General features: G+C 35.8%; 19 protein-coding genes and 7 tRNA genes. 12 read left to right on the top strand and 14 right to left on the bottom strand.

Annotated elements, in window-relative coordinates; translation table 11 throughout:
- Positions 1 to 38: 38 nt before the first annotated feature.
- Positions 39 to 1,439: an aspartate ammonia-lyase gene (gene aspA / locus A1704_RS23645; protein ID WP_062676437.1), complete on the bottom strand. Its 1,401-nt coding sequence runs from the start codon at positions 1,437 to 1,439 to the stop codon at positions 39 to 41.
- 72 nt (positions 1,440 to 1,511) lie between these two features.
- Positions 1,512 to 2,537 (bottom strand): N-acetylmuramoyl-L-alanine amidase, encoded by a 1,026-nt coding sequence (locus tag A1704_RS23650; protein ID WP_062676438.1) that lies wholly within the window; start codon positions 2,535 to 2,537, stop codon positions 1,512 to 1,514.
- 135 nt (positions 2,538 to 2,672) lie between these two features.
- On the opposite strand from A1704_RS23650, the gene A1704_RS23655 reads away from it, so the two are divergent.
- The 3 genes from A1704_RS23655 to A1704_RS23665 all read left to right on the top strand — a co-directional run bounded on the left by A1704_RS23655 (position 2,673) and on the right by A1704_RS23665 (position 2,963).
- A tRNA-Ser gene (locus A1704_RS23655) sits at positions 2,673 to 2,757 on the top strand.
- 15 nt (positions 2,758 to 2,772) lie between these two features.
- A tRNA-Pro gene (locus tag A1704_RS23660) sits at positions 2,773 to 2,847 on the top strand.
- Positions 2,848 to 2,889: 42 nt separating this feature from the next.
- A tRNA-Arg gene (locus tag A1704_RS23665) sits at positions 2,890 to 2,963 on the top strand.
- Between the two features lie 121 nt (positions 2,964 to 3,084).
- Here the strand turns inward: A1704_RS23665 and A1704_RS23670 are convergent.
- Both A1704_RS23670 and A1704_RS23675 read right to left on the bottom strand, forming a co-directional pair.
- Complete coding sequence (locus A1704_RS23670) at positions 3,085 to 4,218, bottom strand: tetratricopeptide repeat protein (RefSeq protein WP_062676439.1); 1,134 nt, start codon at positions 4,216 to 4,218, stop codon at positions 3,085 to 3,087.
- On the bottom strand, positions 4,218 to 5,861 hold the full coding sequence (locus A1704_RS23675) for a helix-turn-helix domain-containing protein (RefSeq protein WP_062676440.1): 1,644 nt from the start codon (positions 5,859 to 5,861) through the stop codon (positions 4,218 to 4,220). Before A1704_RS23675 ends, A1704_RS23670 begins: the two co-directional genes overlap by 1 nt.
- A 387-nt stretch (positions 5,862 to 6,248) precedes the next feature.
- Here A1704_RS23675 and A1704_RS23680 point away from each other — a divergent pair, with 387 nt between their 5' ends.
- The 3 genes from A1704_RS23680 (at position 6,249) to A1704_RS23690 (ending at position 14,943) form a co-directional block, all read left to right on the top strand.
- Positions 6,249 to 8,540, top strand: coding sequence for a fibronectin type III domain-containing protein (locus A1704_RS23680; protein ID WP_162268232.1), 2,292 nt, complete (start codon positions 6,249 to 6,251; stop codon positions 8,538 to 8,540).
- Positions 8,541 to 8,618: 78 nt separating this feature from the next.
- Positions 8,619 to 11,765, top strand: a complete 3,147-nt coding sequence (locus tag A1704_RS23685) for a T9SS type B sorting domain-containing protein (protein WP_238590679.1) — start codon at positions 8,619 to 8,621, stop codon at positions 11,763 to 11,765.
- Positions 11,766 to 11,856: 91 nt separating this feature from the next.
- Entirely contained in the window at positions 11,857 to 14,943 is a 3,087-nt protein-coding gene (locus tag A1704_RS23690; protein ID WP_062676442.1) for a T9SS type B sorting domain-containing protein, read from the top strand.
- A gap of 154 nt (positions 14,944 to 15,097) precedes the next feature.
- Here the strand turns inward: A1704_RS23690 and A1704_RS23695 are convergent, their stop codons facing one another.
- From A1704_RS23695 to A1704_RS23730, 8 genes are all read right to left on the bottom strand, one after another.
- Positions 15,098 to 15,622 carry a thermonuclease family protein gene (locus A1704_RS23695; RefSeq protein ID WP_062676443.1) on the bottom strand — a complete coding sequence of 175 codons (525 nt, stop codon included), beginning with the start codon at positions 15,620 to 15,622 and terminating at the stop codon, positions 15,098 to 15,100.
- Positions 15,623 to 15,748: 126 nt separating this feature from the next.
- Positions 15,749 to 16,351, bottom strand: a complete 603-nt coding sequence (locus A1704_RS23700) for a hypothetical protein (RefSeq protein ID WP_062676444.1) — start codon at positions 16,349 to 16,351, stop codon at positions 15,749 to 15,751.
- Positions 16,352 to 16,476: 125 nt separating this feature from the next.
- The gene (locus A1704_RS23705; RefSeq protein WP_062676445.1) at positions 16,477 to 17,220 is read right to left on the bottom strand and encodes a hypothetical protein; all 744 of its coding nucleotides are present in this window, start codon (positions 17,218 to 17,220) and stop codon (positions 16,477 to 16,479) included.
- A 116-nt stretch (positions 17,221 to 17,336) separates the two neighbouring features.
- Positions 17,337 to 17,684: a hypothetical protein gene (locus A1704_RS23710; RefSeq protein WP_062676446.1), complete on the bottom strand. Its 348-nt coding sequence runs from the start codon at positions 17,682 to 17,684 to the stop codon at positions 17,337 to 17,339.
- Positions 17,685 to 17,776: 92 nt separating this feature from the next.
- Positions 17,777 to 18,415, bottom strand: coding sequence for a hypothetical protein (locus A1704_RS23715; RefSeq protein ID WP_062676447.1), 639 nt, complete (start codon positions 18,413 to 18,415; stop codon positions 17,777 to 17,779).
- 47 nt (positions 18,416 to 18,462) lie between these two features.
- Complete coding sequence (locus A1704_RS23720; protein WP_062676448.1) at positions 18,463 to 18,798, bottom strand: hypothetical protein; 336 nt, start codon at positions 18,796 to 18,798, stop codon at positions 18,463 to 18,465.
- Between the two features lie 33 nt (positions 18,799 to 18,831).
- A complete protein-coding gene (locus A1704_RS23725) occupies positions 18,832 to 19,224 on the bottom strand; it encodes a hypothetical protein (protein ID WP_062676449.1) in 393 nt (130 codons plus the stop codon).
- Between the two features lie 153 nt (positions 19,225 to 19,377).
- Positions 19,378 to 19,803, bottom strand: coding sequence for a hypothetical protein (locus A1704_RS23730; protein WP_162268233.1), 426 nt, complete (start codon positions 19,801 to 19,803; stop codon positions 19,378 to 19,380).
- 352 nt (positions 19,804 to 20,155) lie between these two features.
- Here A1704_RS23730 and A1704_RS23735 point away from each other — a divergent pair.
- The 5 genes from A1704_RS23735 (at position 20,156) to A1704_RS23755 (ending at position 22,906) form a co-directional block, all read left to right on the top strand.
- Positions 20,156 to 20,230: transfer RNA gene (locus A1704_RS23735), tRNA-Pro, on the top strand.
- A gap of 12 nt (positions 20,231 to 20,242) precedes the next feature.
- A tRNA-Arg gene (locus A1704_RS23740) sits at positions 20,243 to 20,316 on the top strand.
- Positions 20,317 to 20,560: 244 nt separating this feature from the next.
- Positions 20,561 to 20,635: transfer RNA gene (locus A1704_RS23745), tRNA-Pro, on the top strand.
- A 12-nt stretch (positions 20,636 to 20,647) separates the two neighbouring features.
- Positions 20,648 to 20,721, top strand: a tRNA-Arg gene (locus A1704_RS23750).
- Positions 20,722 to 21,442: 721 nt separating this feature from the next.
- On the top strand, positions 21,443 to 22,906 hold the full coding sequence (locus tag A1704_RS23755) for a tetratricopeptide repeat protein (protein ID WP_157885801.1): 1,464 nt from the start codon (positions 21,443 to 21,445) through the stop codon (positions 22,904 to 22,906).
- 131 nt (positions 22,907 to 23,037) lie between these two features.
- On the opposite strand, the gene A1704_RS23760 is transcribed toward A1704_RS23755, so the two are convergent.
- Together A1704_RS23760 and prmA are read right to left on the bottom strand one after the other, a co-directional pair.
- Positions 23,038 to 23,877 (bottom strand): SH3 domain-containing protein, encoded by an 840-nt coding sequence (locus A1704_RS23760; protein ID WP_062676452.1) that lies wholly within the window; start codon positions 23,875 to 23,877, stop codon positions 23,038 to 23,040.
- Positions 23,878 to 23,903: 26 nt separating this feature from the next.
- The gene (gene prmA / locus A1704_RS23765; protein WP_062676453.1) at positions 23,904 to 24,728 is read right to left on the bottom strand and encodes a 50S ribosomal protein L11 methyltransferase; all 825 of its coding nucleotides are present in this window, start codon (positions 24,726 to 24,728) and stop codon (positions 23,904 to 23,906) included.
- Positions 24,729 to 24,773: 45 nt separating this feature from the next.
- Between prmA and A1704_RS23770 the strand changes: the two genes are divergently transcribed.
- Positions 24,774 to 25,037, top strand: coding sequence for a hypothetical protein (locus tag A1704_RS23770; protein WP_131797568.1), 264 nt, complete (start codon positions 24,774 to 24,776; stop codon positions 25,035 to 25,037).
- The last annotated feature ends 115 nt before the right edge of the window (positions 25,038 to 25,152 follow it).

A 25,152-nucleotide genomic window follows, 5' to 3' on the forward strand; every position in this document is an offset into this window, starting at 1 on the left:
GGGCATCAATTATCATTGATCATTTATCGTTGATAATTTTATTTGTTATGCGGTTTCAGCATGTTTTTCGGATCAAGAATTTCATCCAGTTTTTCCTGAGAAAGAATTCCCTTCTCCAAAACAAGGTTGTATACGCTCTTTCCTGTTTCCAATGCTTCTTTTGCAATCTGTGTTGATTGTTTGTATCCGATGTAAGGGTTCAATGCTGTAACAATACCGATGCTGTGTTTCACCATATTCAGACAAACTTCTTTATTGGCAGTAATTCCAACCACACATTTGTCACGAAGCGTATCCAAAGCATTGCAAAGGAAGTTGATGTTTTCCATGATGGCATGTGAAAGTACCGGTTCCATTACATTCAGCTGTAATTGTCCTGCTTCTGCGGCAAAAGTTACGGTAAGATCATTTCCAAATACTTTGAAACAAACCTGGTTGACTACTTCCGGAATTACAGGATTTACTTTCCCTGGCATTATAGAAGATCCTGGCTGCATTGGCGGAAGATTGATTTCAAAAAGACCAGCTCTTGGACCTGATGAAAGTAATCTTAAGTCGTTACAGATTTTGGATAACTTCACCGCAAGACGCTTTGTAGCTGAAGAATAAATTACATACGATCCCGTGTCAGGAGTAGCTTCTACTAAATCCGGTGCTGAAACAATAGGGAATCCTGTAATCTGAGCTAAGTTTTTAGCACAAAGCGTGGCATATCCTACCGGAGCATTCAAGCCTGTTCCGATAGCTGTAGCTCCCATATTTACTTCTACAAATAGGTTGGCGTTGTTATTCAGTTTGGAAATATCCTCTTCTAAAGTGGCAGCATATGCTTCAAATTCCTGTCCCAAAGTCATTGGAACAGCATCCTGAAGTTGTGTACGTCCCATTTTAATAACATCATGGAACTCCTGTCCTTTTGCACGGAAAGCCGTGATAATTCTTTCCAGTTTTTCTACCAGCCCAATGTTCATCTGAAGCAATCCCATTTTGATTGCTGTAGGATAAGCATCGTTAGTAGACTGAGAAAGGTTGATATGGTCATTGGGTGAACAGAATTCGTATTCTCCTTTATTTTTTCCTAATTTTTCCAACACGATATTGGCGATCACCTCATTCGCATTCATGTTGATGGAAGTTCCTGCACCTCCCTGAATCATATCTACCGGAAACTGCTCATGATATTTCCCTTCTACAATTTCATCACATGCTTCTGCTATTTTAAAATACAGGTTTTCGTCTAGAAGTCCAAGTTCATAATTGGTTTTAGCTGCTGCTTTTTTTACAAAAGCCAATCCTTTTATGAAGTCCGGATATGAAGACAAAAGCTGCCCTGAAATTTTGAAATTGTTAATAGCTCTTTGTGTCTGAACCCCATAATAAGCATCTAAAGGCACATTCAGTTCGCCTAATAAATCACTTTCTTTTCTGAAATTTTCCATTACAGATATTTTACTGTTTTTGATCGTTTAAAGATAGCAAAAACGCATCTAACCGATGCGTTTTAATTTGAATTATTTTACTGGATATTTTTGATTTAAAGCCTGGAGTATTGCCCATGTTTCTCCATCCATAATTCCGTCATAATTCTGTGGACGGAAATGATATTGGAATGCTTCAATTGTTTTCTTCGTAGCATCATCCCATTTTCCGCTAAGATCAAGTGCATATCCGAATTTCTGCAATGACGTCTGAATAAGGAAAATAAAGCTGGAATCATTATATCTTGCTGTAATATCAGCCTGTGCTGCCTCAAGATAAGTCTGTTTAGCCGCTTCATCATACCACATTCCAATCTGGTACTCATCATAAAGCTTTTTCCATGGAAACATTGGCCCGGGATCCTGTTTTCTTGTAGGTGCAATATCGGCATGTGCCAATACATTCGTAGGCTGGATCTGATATCTCGTCACAATATCTTTAACCAAAGCCGCTACTTTTTTCACCTGGTCATCGCTAAAAGGAGCAAAGGTTCTTTTCCCGGTAGCATCCGTGGTATACCCTGTATTTACAATTTCAATACCGATAGAATTATCGTTGAGATTTTTGTCATTTCTCCACGCGCTTACTCCTGCATGATAGGCTCGCTTATTTTCATCCACCAATTGATAGATCTCGTTATCTCCTGTATTATTTACCAGATAATGGGCACTCACCGCCTGTTGGGTAAGGACGGTAAGAGATTTATCGTCTGGAAGGGCTGTATAATGTAATATAAGATAACGTTGTCTGAAATTCTGGGCTACCGCAGGGAAATAAGTTTTCACCACTTTATATCCGGCTGGTTTCGCAGATACAATAGAACCATAACTTGCCGTATTATCATTTTTTGTTGGGTCTGCTATATTAGTAGTAAAAAAGTCTACTCCATGATCAGATACAACTTTTGGTTTTGAAGCCACCGGAGGAGTTGTTTGAACCGTCGGTTTCGCCTGTGTTATTGGGGTTTTCGGTTTGTAAGTATTTTTTTTCACATTTTGTTGGGAAGTACATGAAAAAACAAAAGTGCTTAATCCGATGATATATAATGTTTTACGCATCAGTTTGGTTTTTGAATGATTTATTACCTCAAAAATACACAAAAATTTCTTGAATTTTATTTGGTAAATAAAGAAATCTGTTCTATATTTGCACTCGCAATAACGGAACAACGATCATTAAAAAATAAACAAAAAGGAGGGTTGCCGGAGTGGTTAACGGAGCAGTTTGCTAAACTGTCGACGCGAAAGTGTCGCAAGGGTTCGAATCCCTTACCCTCCGCTCTTCTTATATATTCGGGGCGTAGCGTAGTCCGGTCATCGCGCCTGGTTTGGGACCAGGAGGTCGCAGGTTCGAATCCTGCCGCCCCGACTTTTTAATGTGCTTATTTACTAAGCGAGAATCAACTTCTAAGGGTGCGTAGCTCAGCTGGATAGAGCATCTGCCTTCTAAGCAGACGGTCAAAGGTTCGAATCCTTTCGCGCTCACAAAGACCTCACAATTTTTATTGTGAGGTCTTTTGTTTTTAGAAGGCTACAGATCTTATTTTATAATCAAACAATATCACAGAGAAATCGTACTCTTAATTTAAAACTGAAAAACTTCTATTTAATCCCTGATAAGCTGTTTAATTTCGTCATGATATTTCTTATTCTGCTTTCTGATTTTCATAACAAAATAGAAAAAGATACTCAGTACAAAAAGTCCAAGAATTATCATGCCAGCCATAAAATAATTATATCGGGTGGCTAGCTTTTTACTTTTCTTTTGAGTTTCCATATTGTGGACATCAATAGCGTGATTGATGGAGCTTAGTTCGCTCTGCTCTCTCTTAAATTTTGTTTCAAAGTATTTTCTGCTGTAGACCTGATAAAGATTAGGATTTCCCATCGCCAGATAATTTTCCGCCATTTCTTTATAAATCCCTTCATCGAGGGACAGATCACCTGCTTCCTTACCTAAGTTTTCAGCTTTTATTAACAGTTTCAGAGCTTCCTGATTCTGATGTTTTTGCTTGTTCATCTCTGCAAGGCCTTTTAAAGCAAACGCTTCAAGACTTTTTGCCTTGATCATACCTGCAAGATTCATAGATTTCATAAAAGCCGTTCCGGCATTGTCCGGCTGGTTAAGATTGAGATAACAATGACCAATATTGTAATAAATGATACTCTGGTTGAAATAGGTTTTCTCTTTTTTCTCTTTTATTCTTTCAAAGTTTCTGATCGCGATTAAAAACTCCTGAAGAGCGATTTCCGGATTCGACTGACTTTTATAGATCATTCCGCGCAGGGCAAAGCTTCTGGCTGTTTCAAAATTTTTCAGATAGGAATCTTCAGGCAGTTTTACCAAATATTCGTCAGCTTCGTCCAATGTTTCAAGGCTTTTGCTGAAAAGTTCCATCTGTTGGTACTGCACAGCTGCTGCAATTAAAAAACTGGTTTGGATCTTGGGATCATTGGTTTTCTGAACCATTTCTCTTGCTTTCAGAATATATTGCAGAGATTCGTCAAAGTTTCTCTTGGCAATTCCTGCAGTAGATAGAATCAGATATATTTTAATGGATTTATTGAGGTCTCTTTCTTTTCGGAGCAGTTTCTTTCCAATGTTTATAGCATTGTCCGGATTATTATAAATTTCCAGATTGGCAATCTTCATCAGAGAATCATCAGAAATTTTCTGTCCGGCAAGAGTTGTCTGAAAAAGCAGAAGACTCATCAAAACAATATGGATCAAGAATTTCATCAGTTTTTATTTTTTATAATTTCCTGGATGTAGGTATTGGGAGACATTCCTGTAATAGATTTGAATACGTTCGTAAATGCACCATGAGATGAAAATCCTGCATATTCTGCCAGATAGCTTACTTTATAATTAAGATAAGCAGGATCTGTTTTCAAAAGACGCGCAATATGATCAATTCTCAGCTCATTAATGTAGCCGTTAAAGTTCTTTCCTTTATTGTTATTGATGACTTCAGATAGATATTTAGTATTTATCCCCGTCTGTGCGGAAAGAATAGCCAGTGACATGTTTTTATTCAGATAGCCGTCAGATTTTTCCCAGTCTTTAAGCTTCTGTAAAATTTCATCTTCTTTTTCTTTTGAGATTTTAGAAGGATCCTTTTCCTGATTTTTATTTTCTTTTACAGGATCTTCTCTCGGCCCGCCAACCTCTACAGCTGAAGGCTCTTCTTTTATTTTCAGTTTTTCAAAGAAATCAAGCTGTTTTTTGAGGTGTCTACTTCTTGATGATTCGCTCAGGAGATAAGCAACCATTCCCGCAATAAGAATCAAGATAGCAATACCGGCAGTTTTAAGCTGCTTTTCTTTCTTCTGTTCCTGGAATTCAAGGTTTTTGTGATGGTAGGTTTCAAGCAATTTCACAACATATTGTATTCCTTCCTTTTTATTGGAATCCAGTTTTGCTTTTAAACCGGTGTATAAATTATTGTAATAATAGTATTTCTCATCATTATTAAGGGCCAGATAGCTCCGTGCAAACAATTCATAAAATATGATTTTCAGATCATTATAAGGAAGATTTTCAATTTGAGCAAATCCTTTTTCCAATTGTTTTACAGCTTCGTTGTAATCTCCTTTTAAAAAGTAATATCGTGACATACTTTCATAGGCAAATGCAGAGATAAAGGCATTATTTTCATATTTTTCAACGTCCTGAATAACATCATCAAGTAATTTCTTTGATTCTCCCAGCCTGTTCTGCCGCATCAGAAATGTAGACCGGAAAATGATATTTTCCCATTTGATAATCATGTTTTCTGCGTTATGACTGTTCAGGTAGGAGTTACTTTTATCTATATTCTGTAAAGCAGAATTATAGTTCCTCACAATCCCTGCATTTATAGCCTGAAGCTGGAATAGTTTTGCAAGCACCATCCGTTCTTTGGGATTATTGGTTTTTAACAATTCTGAATCCTTTAAAATATCTGCAATGATTTTCTTCGACTGTCCGTACAACCCTAAATTCTGATACTGATCAGCCAGATTATAATCATCAAACAACTGAATAAAATGGGAAAGACTTCCTTTTTTATCATCATCCTCTTTCTGATTGGAAATACTCACAGACTGCACATAGTTTCCCTGAAGGGCATAAGCCTGGGAAATAATGTTCCGCAGAATGACTTTATGCTCCACATTTTTATCACTGATCAGAAGGCTCTGTGAGTAGCTGATACACTCTTCGGGATTCTGATATAATTTCTGAAAAGCTTTGTCGGTTAAAATACTGAAATCCGGAATCGCCTGCCCCTTTATAAAAACCGGGCACCACAGAATGAAAAACAATATTGCTATATTACTTTTCAGTATTTTTTTGAACATAAGGATCATTTCCCCACTGTTTTTATCTGATATTTCTATCATTACTCCTTTTAAAACACTCAAATACAAATTACTGATTTACAGTATTTTATTTTTCAAATTCTTGTAAATTCAACGAATTATGCAAGCGTATTCCTTGACGAAGGGCAAATATAACGCTAATATTGTTCAAACCTTTAAGTTGATTCAAAATATTAGACTTATTCTCAAATTTCAATGAAGCCATCATACTTATTAAGCATTATCATTATAAAAAATTAAAGATAATCTTCTAATCATCTAAGATATGATTTTTAAGATATAATTCAATGAATCAATATTTACTGATGTAGAAAAAAGAAGTAAAAAAAAATACACTGCGCAATTAAGTCTACCGCCCAAAATCTGATGATAAAGCCGGTACATCTAACCCTTAAAAATAGAAATAAAATGAGAAAACACTACTTATTATGGATGATTTTCCTATTTTCAGTTCTTCAACTGAATGCACAGACCTACTGTGTTCCTACAGCCGGCACTTCCAGCCAGTCTAACTATTTAAAGAATGCCATATTTTCTGATCAGGGAGCTTTATACTATACAGCATCTTCATATCAGGCTTATGTTGACAATTCTTCCAGCCAAACAGTATCTTCATATCCTGGAGGGACAGTGAACGTTCATCTGGATTTTGCAGGATCGGGAGTAAAGTCTTATGTCTGGATCGACTGGAATAATGATGGAGATTTTGATGATTTTTATGAAAATCCACTAGGACCTTCAAGCTATTCAGTTGTGGATGATCTGTTTTTTATTCCACCTTCTCAGGCCGCTGGAATATATAGAATCAGGGTACAGAGCGGCACTTCATTCCCGAACCCTGTAACCCCATGCGGGCCTAACAATTATGGAAATTTTGTAGATTTCAGTTTGAAGATCGATGCTTCACCAACCTGTTTTGTTCCTTCAACACTTACTTCTTCCAATATAACCAACAATTCTGCAATGATTTCCTGGACTGCTCCTGCAACAGCACCGGGAAGCTATGAATATTATTATACTTCTTCCACCACTATTCCGGATACCTCTACGCCAATATCAGGGACAAGTAATACAATCTCAGCACCCATCAGCGGACTTTCACCTTTTACAACTTACTATTATTATGTAAGATCAGTTTGCGGTACATCTAATAAAAGTGCATGGTCTTTAAGGGGGATATTTAAAACCAAGTGCGATGCTAAAACTTCAATGTTTGAAGACTTCGAAAGTGCAGTAAACGGGCCTAATAATGCTGACTGCTGGGATAGAATTATTTTAGGATCAGGATACCAGACAATTGGTTCCGGTAGTGGTGTGAACAGTAGCAAAGCGATGTATCAGAGTGCCAATGGTGCAGCTAACACAGTAATTGCTGTACTTCCGATGTTCAGTAATGTAAATGCGGGAACCCACTGGTTAAGATTTAAAGCAAAAGTAAGCAGTACTGCCGGTGTATTAGATATTGGTTACGTAACCAATGATACGGATGCTTCTTCTTTTGTGAATATCCAATCTGTGAATATCAGTAATACTGTTTTCGATGGATTTGAATATAGTGTTGTAATTCCCAATACCATTCCTGCCAATGCAAGGCTGGCCATAAGACATGGAGGTGTTCCTTCTGTAAATATTTACTGGGATAATGTATATTGGGAGCCTAAACCAACGTGCTTTACTCCAACAAATATCGTTTTATCCAATGTAACCAGCGCAACAGCGAATATAGCATGGACAGCTCCTTCACCAGCACCAGCAATGGGGTACGACATTTATTACAGTACCAACAACACCGCGCCAACCTCATCTACCGTACCTAATATAACAGGGGTAACAGCTAATCCTTATACTATCCAGGGATTAAACTCTGCAACAACCTATTATATATGGATAAGATCAAGATGTAGTGCTTCAGATCAGAGTCTATGGAGCAATATTGCATCGGTACAGACTCTTTGTGCACCAGTTGCAACACTTTTAGAAAATTTTGATTCTTATGCTACGGGATTATTAACCAATGCTCCATGCTGGGGAAGAATTGTGACAGGAATAGCAAGCTTAAATATTAATGGAAATGGTGCTCTATCCGGAACGAAACATATTTTACAACGCAGTATTTCTGCAGGAGATATATCCATTGCTGTATTACCTGAGTTTACCAACATCAATGCAGGAACTCATTCTCTGAAGCTGAATGCTTATTGCAGTGTGAATACAGGAAAATTAGAGGTGGGATATATGACCAATCCTACTGATGCTTCTACTTTCACATTGATCCAGCAATTGAATATTACCAATACCTCGTATACTCCAGCTACAGGAAGTGAGTACACTATTGTCATTCCTAATACCGTTCCGGCAGGGGCAAGACTGGCTATCCGGGATACATATGCAACCTCAGGGAATGCATTGTATTACTGGGATAATGTTTCATGGGCTCCCACACAAACAATGAATGTACAGGACAACGCAGTGAAATCAAAAGCAAGCATTTCCCCTAATCCTTTCACTGATGTAATTATGATGACTGACCATAAAAACATGCAATCCGTTATGATATATGATACTTCGGGTAAATCCGTCACTGAGATCAGGAATCCTGACCATACAATTTCATTAAAAGATCTGGCATCAGGAATATATTTAATAAAAATGATCATGAAAGACGGTACTTCTCACACCGTAAAAGCCATAAAGAAATAAATGTTGTCTCTGTCATCAAAAGCGGTGGAAACTTGTTCATCGCTTTTATGACAGTTTTATCCTCCTTAAACTTATTCAATGAAAGATTTTTACTTCGTTTATAAGCCTGCTTCCGAAACAGGAAAGCACTGGCTTTTATTGCTCAGAAAGCTTCTTTTTGCAGTGTTCATTTTATCATTTGGAAGCAATATGCTTTTTTCCCAGAGAGATACGGAACATTGGTTTGCCCCGATGATGTCCAGACTTAATGATTCCAATAAACAGGCTTTATTTTTATCGACAGATTCTACAACTCCATTTCCCGTCACGATCTATAACAATAATACAGCCATTGGAAATGTAACAATCAGCAAAGGCAATCCCCAATCTTTTGACATTCCTATGGATAAAATGATTACGGGGTCACAATCAGAAGTTTTTAAGGTAACCGGACGAGGCATTTATGTTAAAGGAGAAAAACCTTTTTTCTGTACTTTCAGATTCTCTACAAAAAATCATGGAGAAATCCTTACATCCAAAGGAAAAGCTGGTATTGGAAACAAATTTTATGTTGCTTATGGGCCTATTGCTACAGCTTCTTCCAATAACAATTTCACCTGTGGAGTACTTGCTACTGAAGATAATACAATGGTAACAGTATCTAATTATGGAGCTTCCGTTCAATTCTCCAATGGGACTACTGGTACCAATACGCCTTCAATGACTTTTACCTTACAAAAAGGGCAGTCGTATATTATAGAAGGTACAGGAAACCAGACAGGAAACCAAAGCGGTTTTATTGGAGCTAAAATTGAGTCTAATAAACCTGTAACTGTTACTAACGGAAATTTCAACGGTCAGATTGTTAACTCCAATAATGGCGGTGATATTTTAATGGACCAGTCGATACCGGTAGAACGTTTAGGGGATGATTTTGTCCTTGTCAAAGGCATGGCTCCGATCGCATCAAATGTAGAGGGTGCTGTAGTAACCGCTACAGAGAATAATACACAGGTATATCTCAATGATGATGTGAACCCGATTGCCACTCTTAATGAAGGGCAGTTCTATCGGATCGGCTCTTCTTCTTATATGAATCAAAATAGTACCGGACATTATAACATGCACATCCGGACTACCAAAAAAGCCTATGTTTATCAATTGATGGCTGGAACAGCAACATCATTTGTTGAAATTACCATCGGGGCTAATTATATTCCTCCTCTCAACTGTTTTCTTCCTAAGAAGATTGATGAAATAGGTATGATCAATGTATTACCTTATTATACTGCTATCACTCCTGCAGTAAAACTCAATATCATCACTGAGACAGGAGCTACAGTAACTGTTAACGGAATACCTTTACCTCCTGCACAAGGACCGTTCCCCGTAACCGGAAATACTAATTGGGTTACTTATTCTGTACCGAATGTTACAGGTAATATTACCGTAGAATCTACTAAAGCTGTGACGGCTGGTATTGCTGCCGGTGAAGGAAATGTAGGCTACGGTGGTTATTTTGCCGGATTTTCTTCTATCCCTGTTATTGCCAAGAAAAACGGAACCTGTATTCCGGGAATGTCACTGGAAGTAGATGATAGCTATACAACTTATCAATGGAATTTTAACGGAAATGCTATTCCGGGAGCGAATACCAACACATATACTCCTACTCAACCGGGAAATTACACCGTTACCGTATCTGTGGGTGGAAGCTGTCCCTCTGTCACAACACCGGTTTATAAGGCATTTTCATGTCTAGCTCATACCACAAAAGCATTAACGGTGTGTTCAACAGGAACCCCGGTAAACATAACGCCTTCATTTACGAATTCATCCCAAACTCCGGTTCCGGGAACGGTACAAATCATCAGTCCGCCTGCCAATGGTACACTCACAGTAAACCCTACAACAGGAATACTTACTTATACAGCCACTACCGGAGCTGCAGATACTTTCACCTACAAATTCTGCGGCAATGTTCCTGAATTTACAGATTGCGAAGAAGTAAAAGTCAATATCACTGTCCAAACAGTCACAGTAACGAATACCTCCATTAAAGCATGCAGCAATAACGGAAGCGGACTTTTTGATCTCACTTCTGCCAATGTGGGAGGACCATCGGGAAGTAGTAAGAAATATTATCCCACCGCCGCAGATCTAGCTGCCGGTACTAATGAAATTATTCCAGCCAATGCTTATGTATCATCTGTTCCTAAAGACATTTATGTAAAAGTAACAACCCTTGAAGGGTGTTCTGCCCAGGCAAAGATCAGTCTCCTGTTTAATCCTTCCCCGCAGGTTCGGAATACATCTTTAACGTCATGTTATATTGCTTCCGCTCCGGATAAAGGAAGCTTTGATCTCACCCAGGCATCTGTTACCAGCGAAACAGGTATTACAAAAGAATATTATAAAACACTACAGGATGCTGGAGCAGGTATCAATGCTATCCTGAATCCCAGTGTTTACATTTCCTCCGGCGGAACGGTATACATTAAAATCATCAATGCTACAGGATGTTACACTATTGCGACAGTAACTCTTACCGTCACACTGCCTCATCCTTCTCCATTGCTTAAAGATCAATTCATATGTTTTAATGCTACAACAACACTGGATGCAGGATCCGGCTATGAGTCTTATGAATGGAGCACAGGAGATACAACATCTTCTATTTCTAATGTAGGAGTAGGAAATTACTGGGTGATTTTAGGACATGACAACTGCTTTACAAAGCAGCATGTTTCTGTAAAAAAAGCACCTGACGCTGTTATCAGGCAAATTGATTTCGACAATAATAAAGCAACACTTACTGTAATAGGAGGAAATCCACCCTACTTATATTCCATTGATGGGATTAAATGGCAAAATTCAAATGTGTTTACAGGCCTGCCTAATGGTCAGAATAAGTTTTATGTAAAGGATTCTTACAACTGCGAGCCCATACAGGTAGAACTGACAGTGATGAACATCATCAATGCCATTACACCTAATGGGGATAATGTTAATGATAGCATTTCTTACGCAGAATTTGCTTACAAGAAAGAGTTATCCTTTACGGTACATGACAGATATGGAAACAATGTTTTTACAGGTACACGTTTTAACAATTATACTTGGGATGGCATGTTCAATAATAAAAAACTGTTCACCGGAACTTACTGGTATGTAATCACCTGGAAAGAACCCACCCTGAAAGACACCATCATCAAATACACAGGATGGATCTTACTGAAAAATTAAAGATTAATCTAAAAACAACCAATCAACTGTAACAAAGCTGGCTTTCATGAAAAGCTGTCTGCCTCATTTAATCTAATCTTCCTTAAAGCTTATGAAAAGGATCTTATTTATCTTTATATTACTATTTGTATCATCATCTGTTTTTGCACAAAGGGATACAGAGCATTGGTTTGCTCCTATGGTGGCGAGTTCTTCGAATGGTTCACCCAAACAGGCATTGTATCTTTCTACAGACAATACAACACCGTTTCCTGTCAGTATTTATAATAATAACACTGTAATAGGAACAGTGACTATCAGCAAAGGAAATCCGCAGACATTTGATGTCCCGATGAATCTGATGATAGGACAAAATACAACCGATGCAATGAGTGTAAAAACAAGAGGGCTTTATCTTCATGGAGACCTTCCTTTTTTTGCCACCTACAGGTTTTCGGAAGTTAATCATGGAGAAATTCTGACGTCCAAGGGAAAAGCCGGTATTGGTAATAAATTCTATGCAGTATATGCTCCATTGATGAATAACCAGTCTTCACAAAATTTTTCCTGTGGTATCCTGGCAACTGAAGACAATACCCAGGTCAAAGTTTCAGGATATGGTATGACAACGTGGTTCTACAATAATTTTAACGGACTTACCCATCCCAGTATTACAATCACTCTGAATAAAGGACAGTCTTATATTTTTGCAGGCTACGCCAATAAGCCCGGAAATAAAGATGGTTTTATCGGAGCTAAAATAGAATCTACAAAACCTGTATCTGTTACCAATGGAAATTATCATGGTCAGTTTGGAATGACACCTCCTTATAACGGGGAGGATATTATCATGGATCAGTCTGTTCCCGTTGAACGTTTAGGACAAGAGTTTGTTCTCATTAAAGGAATGGGAAATCTCCTTCCTGAAATTGAAGGAGCCATTATTGTTGCGACAGAGAACAATACAGAAATCAGGCTTAACAACAACCCTGCACCTGTAATAACACTCAATGAAGGGCAATATTACAGAGTAAGTGCAATGAATTATGTACTCAATGGGCCTTCTCATCATAATATGTATATCAAAGCATCAAAGAATGTTTATGTCTATCAATTATTATCAGGTATTGCAGACAATGATGCTACGGAAGGTTTCAATTATATACCGCCTCTTAACTGTTTTCTGCCTACTGTTATTGATGAAATAGGAAAAATAGGAGAACTTCCTTATTATACCACGTTCAATCCGCCTCTTTCTGTAAAGCTTAATATTCTTACCCAAACCGGGGCCGGAGTCGCAGTAAACGGCGTAGCTCCCACCGCAGCAGAAGGGCCATTTCCTGTCACCGGAACTCCAAACTGGGTTTCATACTCAATTCCCAATATCACTGGAAATATAACAGTAACTTCTACCAAAGCCGTTACAGCCGGGATTATCGGAGGTAGTGGAAATCTTGGCTACGGAGGATATTTTGCAGGTTTCAATTCCATTCCGGTAATCAGCAAATCCGCCGGAGAATGTATTCCGGGAATTGTGTTAGAAGTGGAAAGCGGTTTTGACCATTATCAATGGAATCTTAACGGCACTCCTATTCAGGGTGCGAACAATAATACCTATACTCCTACCCAGGCAGGAAATTATACCGTATCAATTACTAAAAGCACCTGTAATCCTCTCACAACATATCCCTACAAAGTATACACCTGCCTTGTCAATACTGTAAAATCAATGAATGTCTGCAGCGCCGGTACTCCTACCGCCATCACTCCTGCATTCTCCAACTCTACACAGACTCCGGTCCCGGGAACAGTACAGATCATTGCTGCTCCGGTGAACGGGACTTTAACAGTAAATCCTGCAACAGGAATTCTTACTTATACAGCCAATACTGGAACAAGCACCGATACTTTCATTTATAAATTCTGTGGAAACGACCCGGATTTTATAGATTGTGAACAGGTAAAAGTCAATATAACAGTACAGCCTCTGATTTTAACGGATACGACTGTAAAAACCTGCGAGACCAACGGAACAGGTATTTTCAATCTTACTACAGCTGCTGTAGGAGGACCAACCAATGCCATCCGAAAATATTATCCTACCATGGCTGACTTAAATGCAGGAACCAATGAAATTATTCCTGCCAATGCATATTCATCAGTTGCTCCTGCGACAGTATTCGTAAAAGTAACTACAGTGGAAGGCTGTACGGCCAATGCTAAAATTACCCTTCAGTTTTATCCTGCTCCTAATGTGCAGAATGCAACCCTCAACGGATGCTTTGTTCCAGACAATCCTAATACTGGAACTTTCGATTTAACCACAGCCCTTGTTACAAGCACTGCTCCTGTGACAAAAAAGTATTATCCTACTTTAACGGATGCCACAAACGGGACGAATGAAATAACTACTCCTACCGCTTATATTTCTTCAAATACAACAGTATATGTAAAGGTAATTACTGGCAATGGTTGTTTTGATTTTGCCCAAATTACTTTAACTGTGATTCCTCCCAAGCCTTCTGCTCTTCTGGTGGATCAGTACATATGTCCGGATGCACGCGTTACATTGGATGCCGGGCCGGGCTATACCTCTTATTTATGGAACACAGGAGCAACTACTCCATCTATCACCGCTACCATAGGTAATTATTGGGTAATCCTGACTTCCAATGGATGTGAAACGAAACAGTTTGTAAAAGTACTATCTGTTCCTGTTCCAAAAATTAAAAAGATAGAAACTAGAGGAAATACAGTTACCCTTACTGTGGAAGGCGGTACACCGCCTTATCAATATTCAAGGGATGGAATGATATGGCAGGATTCTAATATATTTACAGGTCTTCCGAGAGGTAAAAATATTTTCTACGTAAAAGATTCCAATAATTGCCGTCCTGTGGAGACTCAGATCCTGGTTCCAAATCTCATCAATGCAATTACACCAAACAGTGACGGCATCAATGATAGTCTGGATTATTCAGAGCTTGGATTTTTGAAAGATCTGAAGTTTGGTATTTTCAACCGATACGGACAGCTTATTCATTCATCCGATAAAAATAATAACTTAAAATGGGATGGCACCATCGGTGGTACTCCAGTGAGCAGTGGTACTTATTGGTATGAAATAAAGTGGACAGATCCGGATACCCAAAAGCTCATTTCCTATACCGGATGGATCATGGTCAAAAATAGGAATTAATTCAAATACAAAGCCTAATCAGGATTGTAATACTTTTTGTTTAAAGAAACTGTCTCAAAAAAATGAGACAGTTTCTGTTTTTCTTCTATCCTTAGATATATACTGGCGTTTAATTATTAACACCCTCTCCTATCTTCAAGCTTCCGTCAGAATATTATGCAGCTCCTTTTATTTTTGTACCGTTCTTTGCCGCTTCGATTTTCTTATTATTTCTAAGCTCGCGTTTCATTTTACGGTAGTCCCAGGGAGCAAGAGCATTACTATCCTGCCAAAGTCCCATTTTTTTAAGCTTTGCAGTTTCCTGAATTTTGCCCAGAGACGCATCTTTTGAGTAGGAAAAATACCACCATCCTAATCCTGCTTTGATAAGCTCTTTGGAAAGATATTTCCCGTCATCATAATATACTTTCGCAATGGATCTTCCATAACGATCTGTAGTTGTTTCAAAAAAGTTTACCGTTTTCCCGAATACCTGAGCAGAAGTAAACTGTTTCGCATTTTTACCAAATGCCTGCCCGCTTTCCGGACAATCAACTTCGGCAAGTCTAATTTTCTTTTGCTGATTTCCTTTTAAGAGTAAAGTAATGGTATCTCCGTCTGAAATTTTGATCACTTTTCCGGTAGTCTGTGAGAATAGAAATAAAGGGAAAAGTACATACAGCAGCATTAGTCGTTTCATGGAGCAAATATAGGGATTAGAAAGACTTGTTTAATTACAAAAACCTCGCGTTTTGCGAGGTTTTTTATATTGAATTAAGTTATTTCATTTTTTTAGCCTCAAAGTCGGGAGACTTTGCGGAGCAAACTATTCAACATCCAATACTTTATGAACATCGTTAAAATTATACCAGCGTTCTTTTTTACCGGGATAATAGTAGTACAATTCATCCAAGTATGTATCTTCTTTAAGAAAGGTAGTCCCTTTATTTAGCGGTAATATATAATTGTCTAAATTGTTAATGAAACTAATGTATTGACTGTAATTATATTTAGTTTGTGAAGAAATGGTTTCGCATAGTATATCTTTATTATCAATTCTATTACCATCATCGCTGATACGTCCACTACTTGAAACATATTCATCAATCAGTTTATTACTAAAAAAAGAGGCTATTTTTTGAGCATCAATTGCTACGAAGAATAAATATCCTCCATTTTTTAAAACTTGAAATAATTCATTTAAGTCTTTAGTAGAATGATTAGTTTTTTTTACAGCCCTACGCTCATTAAGAGTCAAAAAATTCTCTCTGCAAAAACATTTTTTAGCCATTAAAAACTGTTGAAATGCCAAACTATCTTTTTTTAAAAATATCTTTAACTTTTCGTATTTGGTATTTCCGACAGGAGTTTGTCCCCAAATGATCACATTAAATAGCAAAAAAACTATAACAATGAATATTTTTTTCATCACTTACTTTGTTTATTATTTTTATCTGCAACGTACAAGTAAACTGCTTGAGCATACTTTAGATACACATGGTTGTTTCCCTTATTGTTTTTCTCAAAGAGGGAAAACTACCATAAGTGAAGCAATTAATCCTGAAAGACTAAATGATCTATGTAAATATTAAGACCTGTTCTTTTTAAGAGCTCCAGAGATGTTGCAAAATAATTAACTCCTAAGGCATCTTCTATTGCTTGTGCAGAATTGATATATAGATGAAAATCTTTCATATTATTATTCTTACTTACGTCTATAGTATGATCATGAAGTGAATCCAACCCACTTCCCATAAAACCTTTTTTTCCAAAGAACAATTCACCTAAATAACAGAAAAAATCTTTGTTGTCTTTAACAAGATCTCCCTCCATTTTCATGATATTATTCTCTTTACTCATTGTATAAAGACCGTTATTCCAAATAAAACAAGCCTGGAGATAAGAGTTTTTAAGTTCACTGTTCTCAGTTTTCCGCCAGTTAAATTCTGAATGATTGAACCAATCGTAAAAAAATTTCATGAGATATTGATCATATCCACTTCCCGTAATACTCATTTTATTAATCATAGTTCCATAAAGAACAATTCCATCTGGCTCATTATAGTCTTCTTCAGTTAAAACATAGTCTATGATAAATCGGGTTTTATATAATATTCCTTTTTTACCTGCTTTATTGTAAATTTTTACAGTTAGTTTGATTTCAGGCTTTTCTAATTCATCTAAAATAATGGATTTAGCTTCAGGCTTAACTTTCAGTAATAATTTATCATTAACAATTTTCTCATCTCTAGTAAGATCTAGATAATCTATTTTAATATTATTTAAGAATATCTCCATTTTTATTTACTAAATTATTCTATTCATAAACGGACTTTACTTCTATGATCTTATCCGGCAAAGTCTGTAAGTTTGTATAAGTTTGTTGATATTAGGGAAAAACCAAATATATTAAGTTATTGCCCCTCTAAACCAAATTGATTTTCATAATCCAGTTTTTCAATTTTATCAGAATTTTTTATAATCACTTCTAAAGATCCTTTTGGTTTTATTATCGAGTCTCCAACCACAACTTTATCCCACCAATCTCTGTAAACTACAATACTATCTTGATGGCCATACACCAGAAATGGTATATTGTGATTATCATGATTCATATACTTTTTTCTAACTATTGATTTTATATCCTTTTCTCTAATTTCATCAATAAAACTGCCTTCATTTTTTGAAGAAAATATCAGTTTGTATAGGAATACTATAGCAATAATAACCAACAGGATTACAAAGCTCTTATTTCTATTCATTTTTCCTAATTAAAAAAACAATTAATATTCAAAAAACCAATCATAAGGTTAAAAGCAATATCAAAAATACCATCATCAGCAGAATTGTAGTTTTACCAATTAAATGGCATCGCCACATAGGTGTTTTCAAAAATAGGTAAGGACAAAACTTCCTTTGTTTTTAAGCCGGTTTCTCCCTTCTTCACAATGCAAACTTTAAGTAATTCTCCCCGATGATGGTAACCATTTAAGATGAGCGCCTGAATACCATCAGTATCCAGAATCCTGATCAACGCTCGAAATTTATCTGCTGTATCTGTTACTTCCAGAAAACTTAAATCAATATCAGTAAAGGAGATATTTTCATCGGCTACAATCTGAACAAAGCGTTGTCCGATATCATATGCAGTCAGGTCTTTAAATTTTCCATCTGCCGTTACAAGACTGGTTTCCAGGCAATCCAGATATACTTTTCGCTCTTGTGACAAATAGTTTCGGATATGCAACTTAGCTTCTTGCACTATCTCAATAGCATTTCTTCTGAAAGCTCTTTTCCACTCATCAATTTTTATTAAAATATCTGTATCCGCATACTCCCACAAAAAAGAATAAACCTTCTGATCAGGAAAAAAAGTTTCCATTTGGATTCCGTCTTCATAGTTATAAAACAACCACAAGCTATCATAGTTCAATTCACTGTGTTTAAAAAAATTGGAAAGGTAATAATGATGGGTATCTCTATATTTCTTCATAAAACACTAATGCTTTTTTGGAGATATTTCAGTTTTCGCCGGAATAATTATAAATTCCAACAGCCAATATTGACAGGTAGAGAAGAATAATTTTCAATAAAAAAATCATGATCAAAACGATAAAAATAAAAATCTTCTATATCAATCTCAATTTTCTGGATCGTAATTTCCAGGTGTAAAAAAAATTCAACAAATTCTTTCACAAAATCATTGATATTAATTATTATATTCTCATCAGTATATAATCCTCCATTGATCTGATTATCAGAACAGCCACCACCCCAATATACTAAACAACCTTCAATAAAAGCAATGAAACGGTCTACCAGATTCTCCGGCATATCTTCATGAATTACAATTTTAAATTCAAATATATCTTTCATTAATTCTTGTTTTAGTCAGTAACTGCCTGCTTTCTACAAATCTCTATCCTGACATGTATATAGTGTTGAAATATCAACAGGAAGCATAATCGTTCTGATATCTGAATTTCTCACTTTACTAAAAGTAATATCCAAACCCACGGATAATGATAATGTTCTCAATAAAAATACATTATCACTTTTGTTATTCCCTTCAAAAATACGATTTATGGTACTCCAATCCCTTTTAGTAAAAGTCTTTTTCCCTATGATATTCTGCATCTCTTTAGATGATTTTTCATCTGTTTTTACACCATAATATGTTTTCTCTCCATCTGTAAAATCCTTCTGAACACAAGTAAAAATATAGGAATCATTTTCCAGTGAAACCCATGATGTTATAATATCATCATACCAGTCAAGTATATGTAATTGAATAATGGTCACTTCTATTTTATTTATTTTTCGTCAAAATTAATGGTAAACCGGGCTGATCAATTTTCATGATTTTATCAAATCCAACCTTCATGTACTATCTCTGGTGGGTAATATAATTGATAAAAAAATTCATCACGATAGTAAACTTTGCATATTGGGTATTTACGGATTGAATTTAATAGTTTTAAAAACTTTTAAAAATAATTCTTTATTCTCTTCACTTAAATCATTGATAATTATTGCCATTTTATTTTGATGAATATCTACACTGTCAAAATAAATCCCAATAAGTCCTTTATCCGTTTTTTTCGGCATCATAATCTGAGTTCTGTGCTTATTGATTGTATCATAGTAATAATAATTAACATTATAAATTCCGTTTCTGTAATCTCTATCAGAATTATCAGAAAAATAAGCTTTTAACTCTCTGTTTTTATATTTTCCATATAATTCTTTATCATCTGTAATGAAAAAAGAATTTTCCTCAAAAGGTTTATAATCACCATAGTAAATATAGCCAACATGCCTATTTCCAGCATTAATGCTGTATATCTGAGAATCTTCGGCCCTTTCTTTTTTAATGCTCATTGATTTGGGTAAACTCAGTGATGCATTAGCAATAGTGTAATTAACAAATTCATGATCCTTACAGCAAGAATACAGCATCATCAAAAAACAGAACAGAAGAAAACGAACTTCTGTTTTCAAGGTTATTTTTCTATATTTTGGGGTAAGAATGTTTAATGTGAACAAAAAAAAAGAAAATTCTTTCATCATTTTTAAGAGGGCTAAATCAATGGTTATTAATAGGGTAAAGGTAATAAAAAAGAGTTCATAAAAAATTAATTAAAAATTATACCTCATTTTCTTTTTTTATTCCAAAAAGAATTGCAACTTTGCAGCCCTAAAAACGATGTAAAATTCGTTATCGATGATCCTTCGGGGCGTAGCGTAGTCCGGTCATCGCGCCTGGTTTGGGACCAGGAGGTCGCAGGTTCGAATCCTGCCGCCCCGACTTATAAATTTAGGGTGCGTAGCTCAGCTGGATAGAGCATCTGCCTTCTAAGCAGACGGTCAAAGGTTCGAATCCTTTCGCGCTCACTTAAAGACTTACTGGAAACAGTGAGTCTTTTTTGTTTTTGCTCAGATCCTGATAAAAGTTCTCCATTTTAGTGAGGAATAATAAAAATAATATAAGAATATGATTATTAAACAGGTACAACGAATCAAAGAGCGTTCACGAAAAAATAATTAAAAATTATCTCTAATTTTATTTTTTTATTCCAAAAAGTATTGTACCTTTGCAACCGCAAAAACAAAGTAAAAATCGTTACTGATGACACCTCGGGGCGTAGCGTAGTCCGGTCATCGCGCCTGGTTTGGGACCAGGAGGTCGCAGGTTCGAATCCTGCCGCCCCGACTTATAAATTTAGGGTGCGTAGCTCAGCTGGATAGAGCATCTGCCTTCTAAGCAGACGGTCAAAGGTTCGAATCCTTTCGCGCTCACTTAAAGACTTACTGGAAACAGTGAGTCTTTTTTGTTATATTCAGAATCTTTGAAACTCATACTCGTAGTCACTCATTCTGGCATCCTGCTGAAGAAGTTATTATTCTTAGTATTAAATATCACTAGGAAAACCCGTATCTGCTACTTAGATATTTCTACATCATAATTAAGAAACTCCCATTTAACAGTATAAAATACGATAAGATACTGAAGCTTTTATTTTCATTCGTATGCCGATTTACATCTAATAGATTGGAAAAACATTGGTAAAGAAAAAGACATACCGAACATTAAAATTATTTTTTCTTTTCTTTTTTTAAACTTCATGCAAAGTAAGCATAAACACAACATCCATTACAAAACCACTATACAATGTATGCACGCAATGAACCTACACCATACATACAACCTAATAACAACCCTTACAGATAAAGTAAAACAACATGATGTACCTATGATGTATTCTATAATTTTCTTATTTCCTTTCTTTTCTTGAAATTGCAGCAAATTATCGATTCTAAAACACAAAATTGATCAAAAAACCTTTATGATGCCTAACGGGTGGGGTTAATAATCCCACCTGTTTTTTGTGGATATTAGTCATAATTACAAGAGTTAATAAACAGTAGTTTATATTATAATGAATTCACTTTTATCTTGCATTATATTTAATTTTTGTATTATTCTCAATATAGTATTTATTCTATGATGATGAAATCTTTGAAAAATTTTAATAGAATAATCTATTGTCTTGTTTTTACATGCGGTTGTTCAAAACTATTTCCACAACACTATAGTATACAGCAAATAGATACTTTACTCATAAAAACAAATGAAGAACTCAGAACCCAAATATCTAACAAGGATCTGATCATTTGGAATCAAAAAATTATAAAAGAAGCGCAGCAAAATAATTACCCTAAAGGAGAAGCTTGGGGATATGCCAATATTGCGAATCGTCTATGGCTTACAGGAGAATTTAAAAAGGCCATAGAATATCTGAATGATGCTGAGGAAAAATCAAAAGATATCAATGATGATTTTCTTGCCGGTAAAATCAATCAGGAATATTCACAGGTCTACAACAGGATGAATCTCCCTAAAATGGCTTTAGGTTATAATTCAAAGGCCATGAAATTTGCTTTAAGATTGAAAAAAGATAATCAGGACTGCCGATTTTTTTTACGGTATGTTTATTCAACCCGGGCATCGTATTTCGACGGAGTTGAACAGTCTGATTCATCACTCGTCTACCTTCATAAAGCAATGAAAATAGATCTGAATCCTTTAGATATAGCACTTATAGCATATCATTATACAAAGTATGATCGAAATTTAGATTCAGCCAATTATTATTTTAAAAAAAGCCTTAACCTGATAGAAACCAAAAGGTTTAAACATAATAAATACCAGAGAGCGGTTATTTTATATAATTATGGCTTTTTTCTGTATGTTCAGAAAAAAAATGATGAGGCTATTGATATCTATCAACAATCCCTTGAACTGGCAAAGGAAGTAAACAGACCTTATCTGGTCTTAGATAATTACAGATGGCTGGCCACAGTTTATAAAGACCTTAAAGAATCTGAGAAAGAATCTGAATATTTAAGCAAGGCCACCTCACTGAAAGACAGCTTAGACAATGACCAAAGCAAAGCTATCACATTAGCTTTTAATAAAATTTCAAAGAAAGAAGAAGAAAAACAAAAAAACAAATTCCTGTCATTTTTCTGGTATGGAGGGGTTCTGTTTGTACTTATTTTTTTACTATCTCTTTATTTTTATCTACAGTTTAAAAGAAAGAAAAAAAGGCTTATTGAAAGTAAAACAATTATTCTTCGGCAGGAAGAAGAAGCAAAAATTCTAAAAAGAAAGCTCAATGAAAATCATGAGCAGATCATTCAACTGGCAAAAAAAAACGATGTTGGCTTTTTAGCATTATTTCAGGAAACATATCCTGAGGTCTGCCAGCAACTTTTAAAAATCAACGCTAATCTTTCCCCCTCTGACTTATCTTTCTGTGCTATGATATGGCTGGGGTTCTCTTCAAAAGAAATGGCACAGTATTCTTCTATGGAGCACAGATCTGTACAAACGAAGAAATACCGATTACGCAAAAAACTACACCTTGAAGCACAGACTGATCTCTATCAATTTATAAGATCAATATCTGAGGTTAAATAATCTTCACGAGCATAAAACATAATGAATATGATGGTTATTTTCCTCAAAAGTAATAAGAGTTTACCCCTGACACTATATATAAAATCCCTCATTCTTAAGTGAGGGATTTTTAATTTTCGTCAATACTGATTTTATTTCAGTTTGTAGGTATTTCCATTCCAAAGGTAAGTTCTGAAAGAATGTTTTTTCTTCTCTCTATCTCTTTCATCTACTTCCATATCTTCCACTTTTAAGATAAATGCATTGGGAATTCCTCCTTTATCATTGGGAAAAATAAATTCTTCGCTATGATAAAAAACACCGGCATCCCCTACGTTTGTCAATTGCGGAAGGGCAATTAACTTTTTACCTTTAAAAAGAACATACTGATCATAACTTGCTATTCCACAAGCTTCTCCCGAAACCATTGCTTTTAAGGTGAATTCAACATTTTGCAGTTTATGATTGCTTTCTATATTGAATGCTGCTGAACTCAACTCCTCTGCTCTTCCGGTATCAAAATACACCTCATCAATAAGTGTATTTCCTTCCAGTACTTTTATTCCTGCAATATTCTGCTTTTCAATCTCATTGATTTCTTTATTCTTCCGGTCAATTGTTTTGGAAAGCCCAAAGAGGAAGTCATACCCATTCTTATTACGGTAGCCTACACAAAGATTGCCACCCCAGATATATCCTTCCAATGTATTCTCTCCTTTCTGATAAGAGATTTTATACCAGTTAGCATTTCTTTCTCCCAGTTTCAGGACTGCATTTTCTTTTTTAAGAATCATTACCTGTTGGTTCACCTGCAATGAATCTACAATCTGAGCATTCACTCCGGGATCTAATCTCACACGCGTCCAATCTGTAAAGATTTTTTGAGTTTTATTTTCTTCAAAGCTAAAGATACCATCTGCATACACTTCATTTTCCTGTGCTGTAAAAAACTGCAGCATCAGTAAAAATAAAGCTGTCCATAAAGTTTTCATATTCGTATTTTGTTTTTGGTGTGTTATTATTCAAGCAGAAGGCTTACCCACTCTTCACGCTGTAATTTCTTTTTAAGCTCCAGACCACTTTCTTTGCATACTTCCAGAATATCATCTACATCAAAGAAGCAAAGGCCTGAAAGTAATAATTTTCCACCGTCATTCAGTACTGAAACATAGGTTGGGATATCTGAAATCAGGATATTTCTGTTGATATTGGCTAAAATGATATCGTAATTCTCTTTCCCTAAGTTTTCTGCAGTTCCCTGTTCAATATCCAGTTCTACATTATTTCTTACTGCATTTTCTTTTGAATTTTCTACTGACCATTCATCAATATCGATAGCTTTGGTATCTCCTGCGCCCTGCTGTTTTGCATAAATAGCTAATACAGAAGTTCCGCATCCCATATCCAATACTTTTTTACCCTTGAAATCAATATCCATCATTTGCTGGATCATTAAATGGGTTGTAGGGTGATGACCTGTTCCGAAAGACATTTTAGGTTGAATGATAATTTCATGCATTCCCGGTACAGATTCATGGAACTCTGCTCTGATCAGTACTTTATCATCGATATTAATTGGAGAAAAATTCTTTTCCCATTCTTCATTCCAGTTGATGTTCGGCATTTCTTCGAAAGAATATTCGATTTTTACGTTTTCGTTTTCAAAGATCGGAAGTCCTTTCAACTGATCTTCGTGAAACAAATCTGTCTGAATATATCCTAAAATTCCGTCAATTTCTTCTGTAAAGCTGTCAAAACCTATTTCTATAAGCTCTGCCATTAATATCTCATTCCAGGGTTGTAATGGAGAAATTTTGAAATTGAATTCTAAATAATTTTGCATGTGAATAATTTCTGCAAAAATACTAATGTTATTACGGTAAAAAAAATGATGGAGTCATTTTTGGCTGAAACCGTGGAGTTTTATGTTTTTTTAAATTGTGGATGTGGTAAAAAAGTTTATTTGTTAATTTTTTCTCCCACAAATTATACGGATGACATAGATGATTGCATCGTATTTTCAATAGAGGCAGGTTTTAGCCCGTCTTCAAATCATGACAAATTTCCATTGGCTTCAGCCAAAACTTATTTTTTCTATCCTAAAGACAATGTAGATTTTTTTGAAAAGCGAAAGATTACAAATTTTCACTAAAGTCATATAATACTGATTAAAAGAAAAGCGGACTAAAGCCCGCTCCTATTGAATTTTATTGTTCAAGTTAGATTAAAATGTCCTTTGCCGAAAGCTTTAAACATTAAACTCTCAA

Source organism: Chryseobacterium cucumeris, assembly GCF_001593385.1.
Classification (GTDB): Bacteria; Bacteroidota; Bacteroidia; order Flavobacteriales; family Weeksellaceae; genus Chryseobacterium; species Chryseobacterium cucumeris.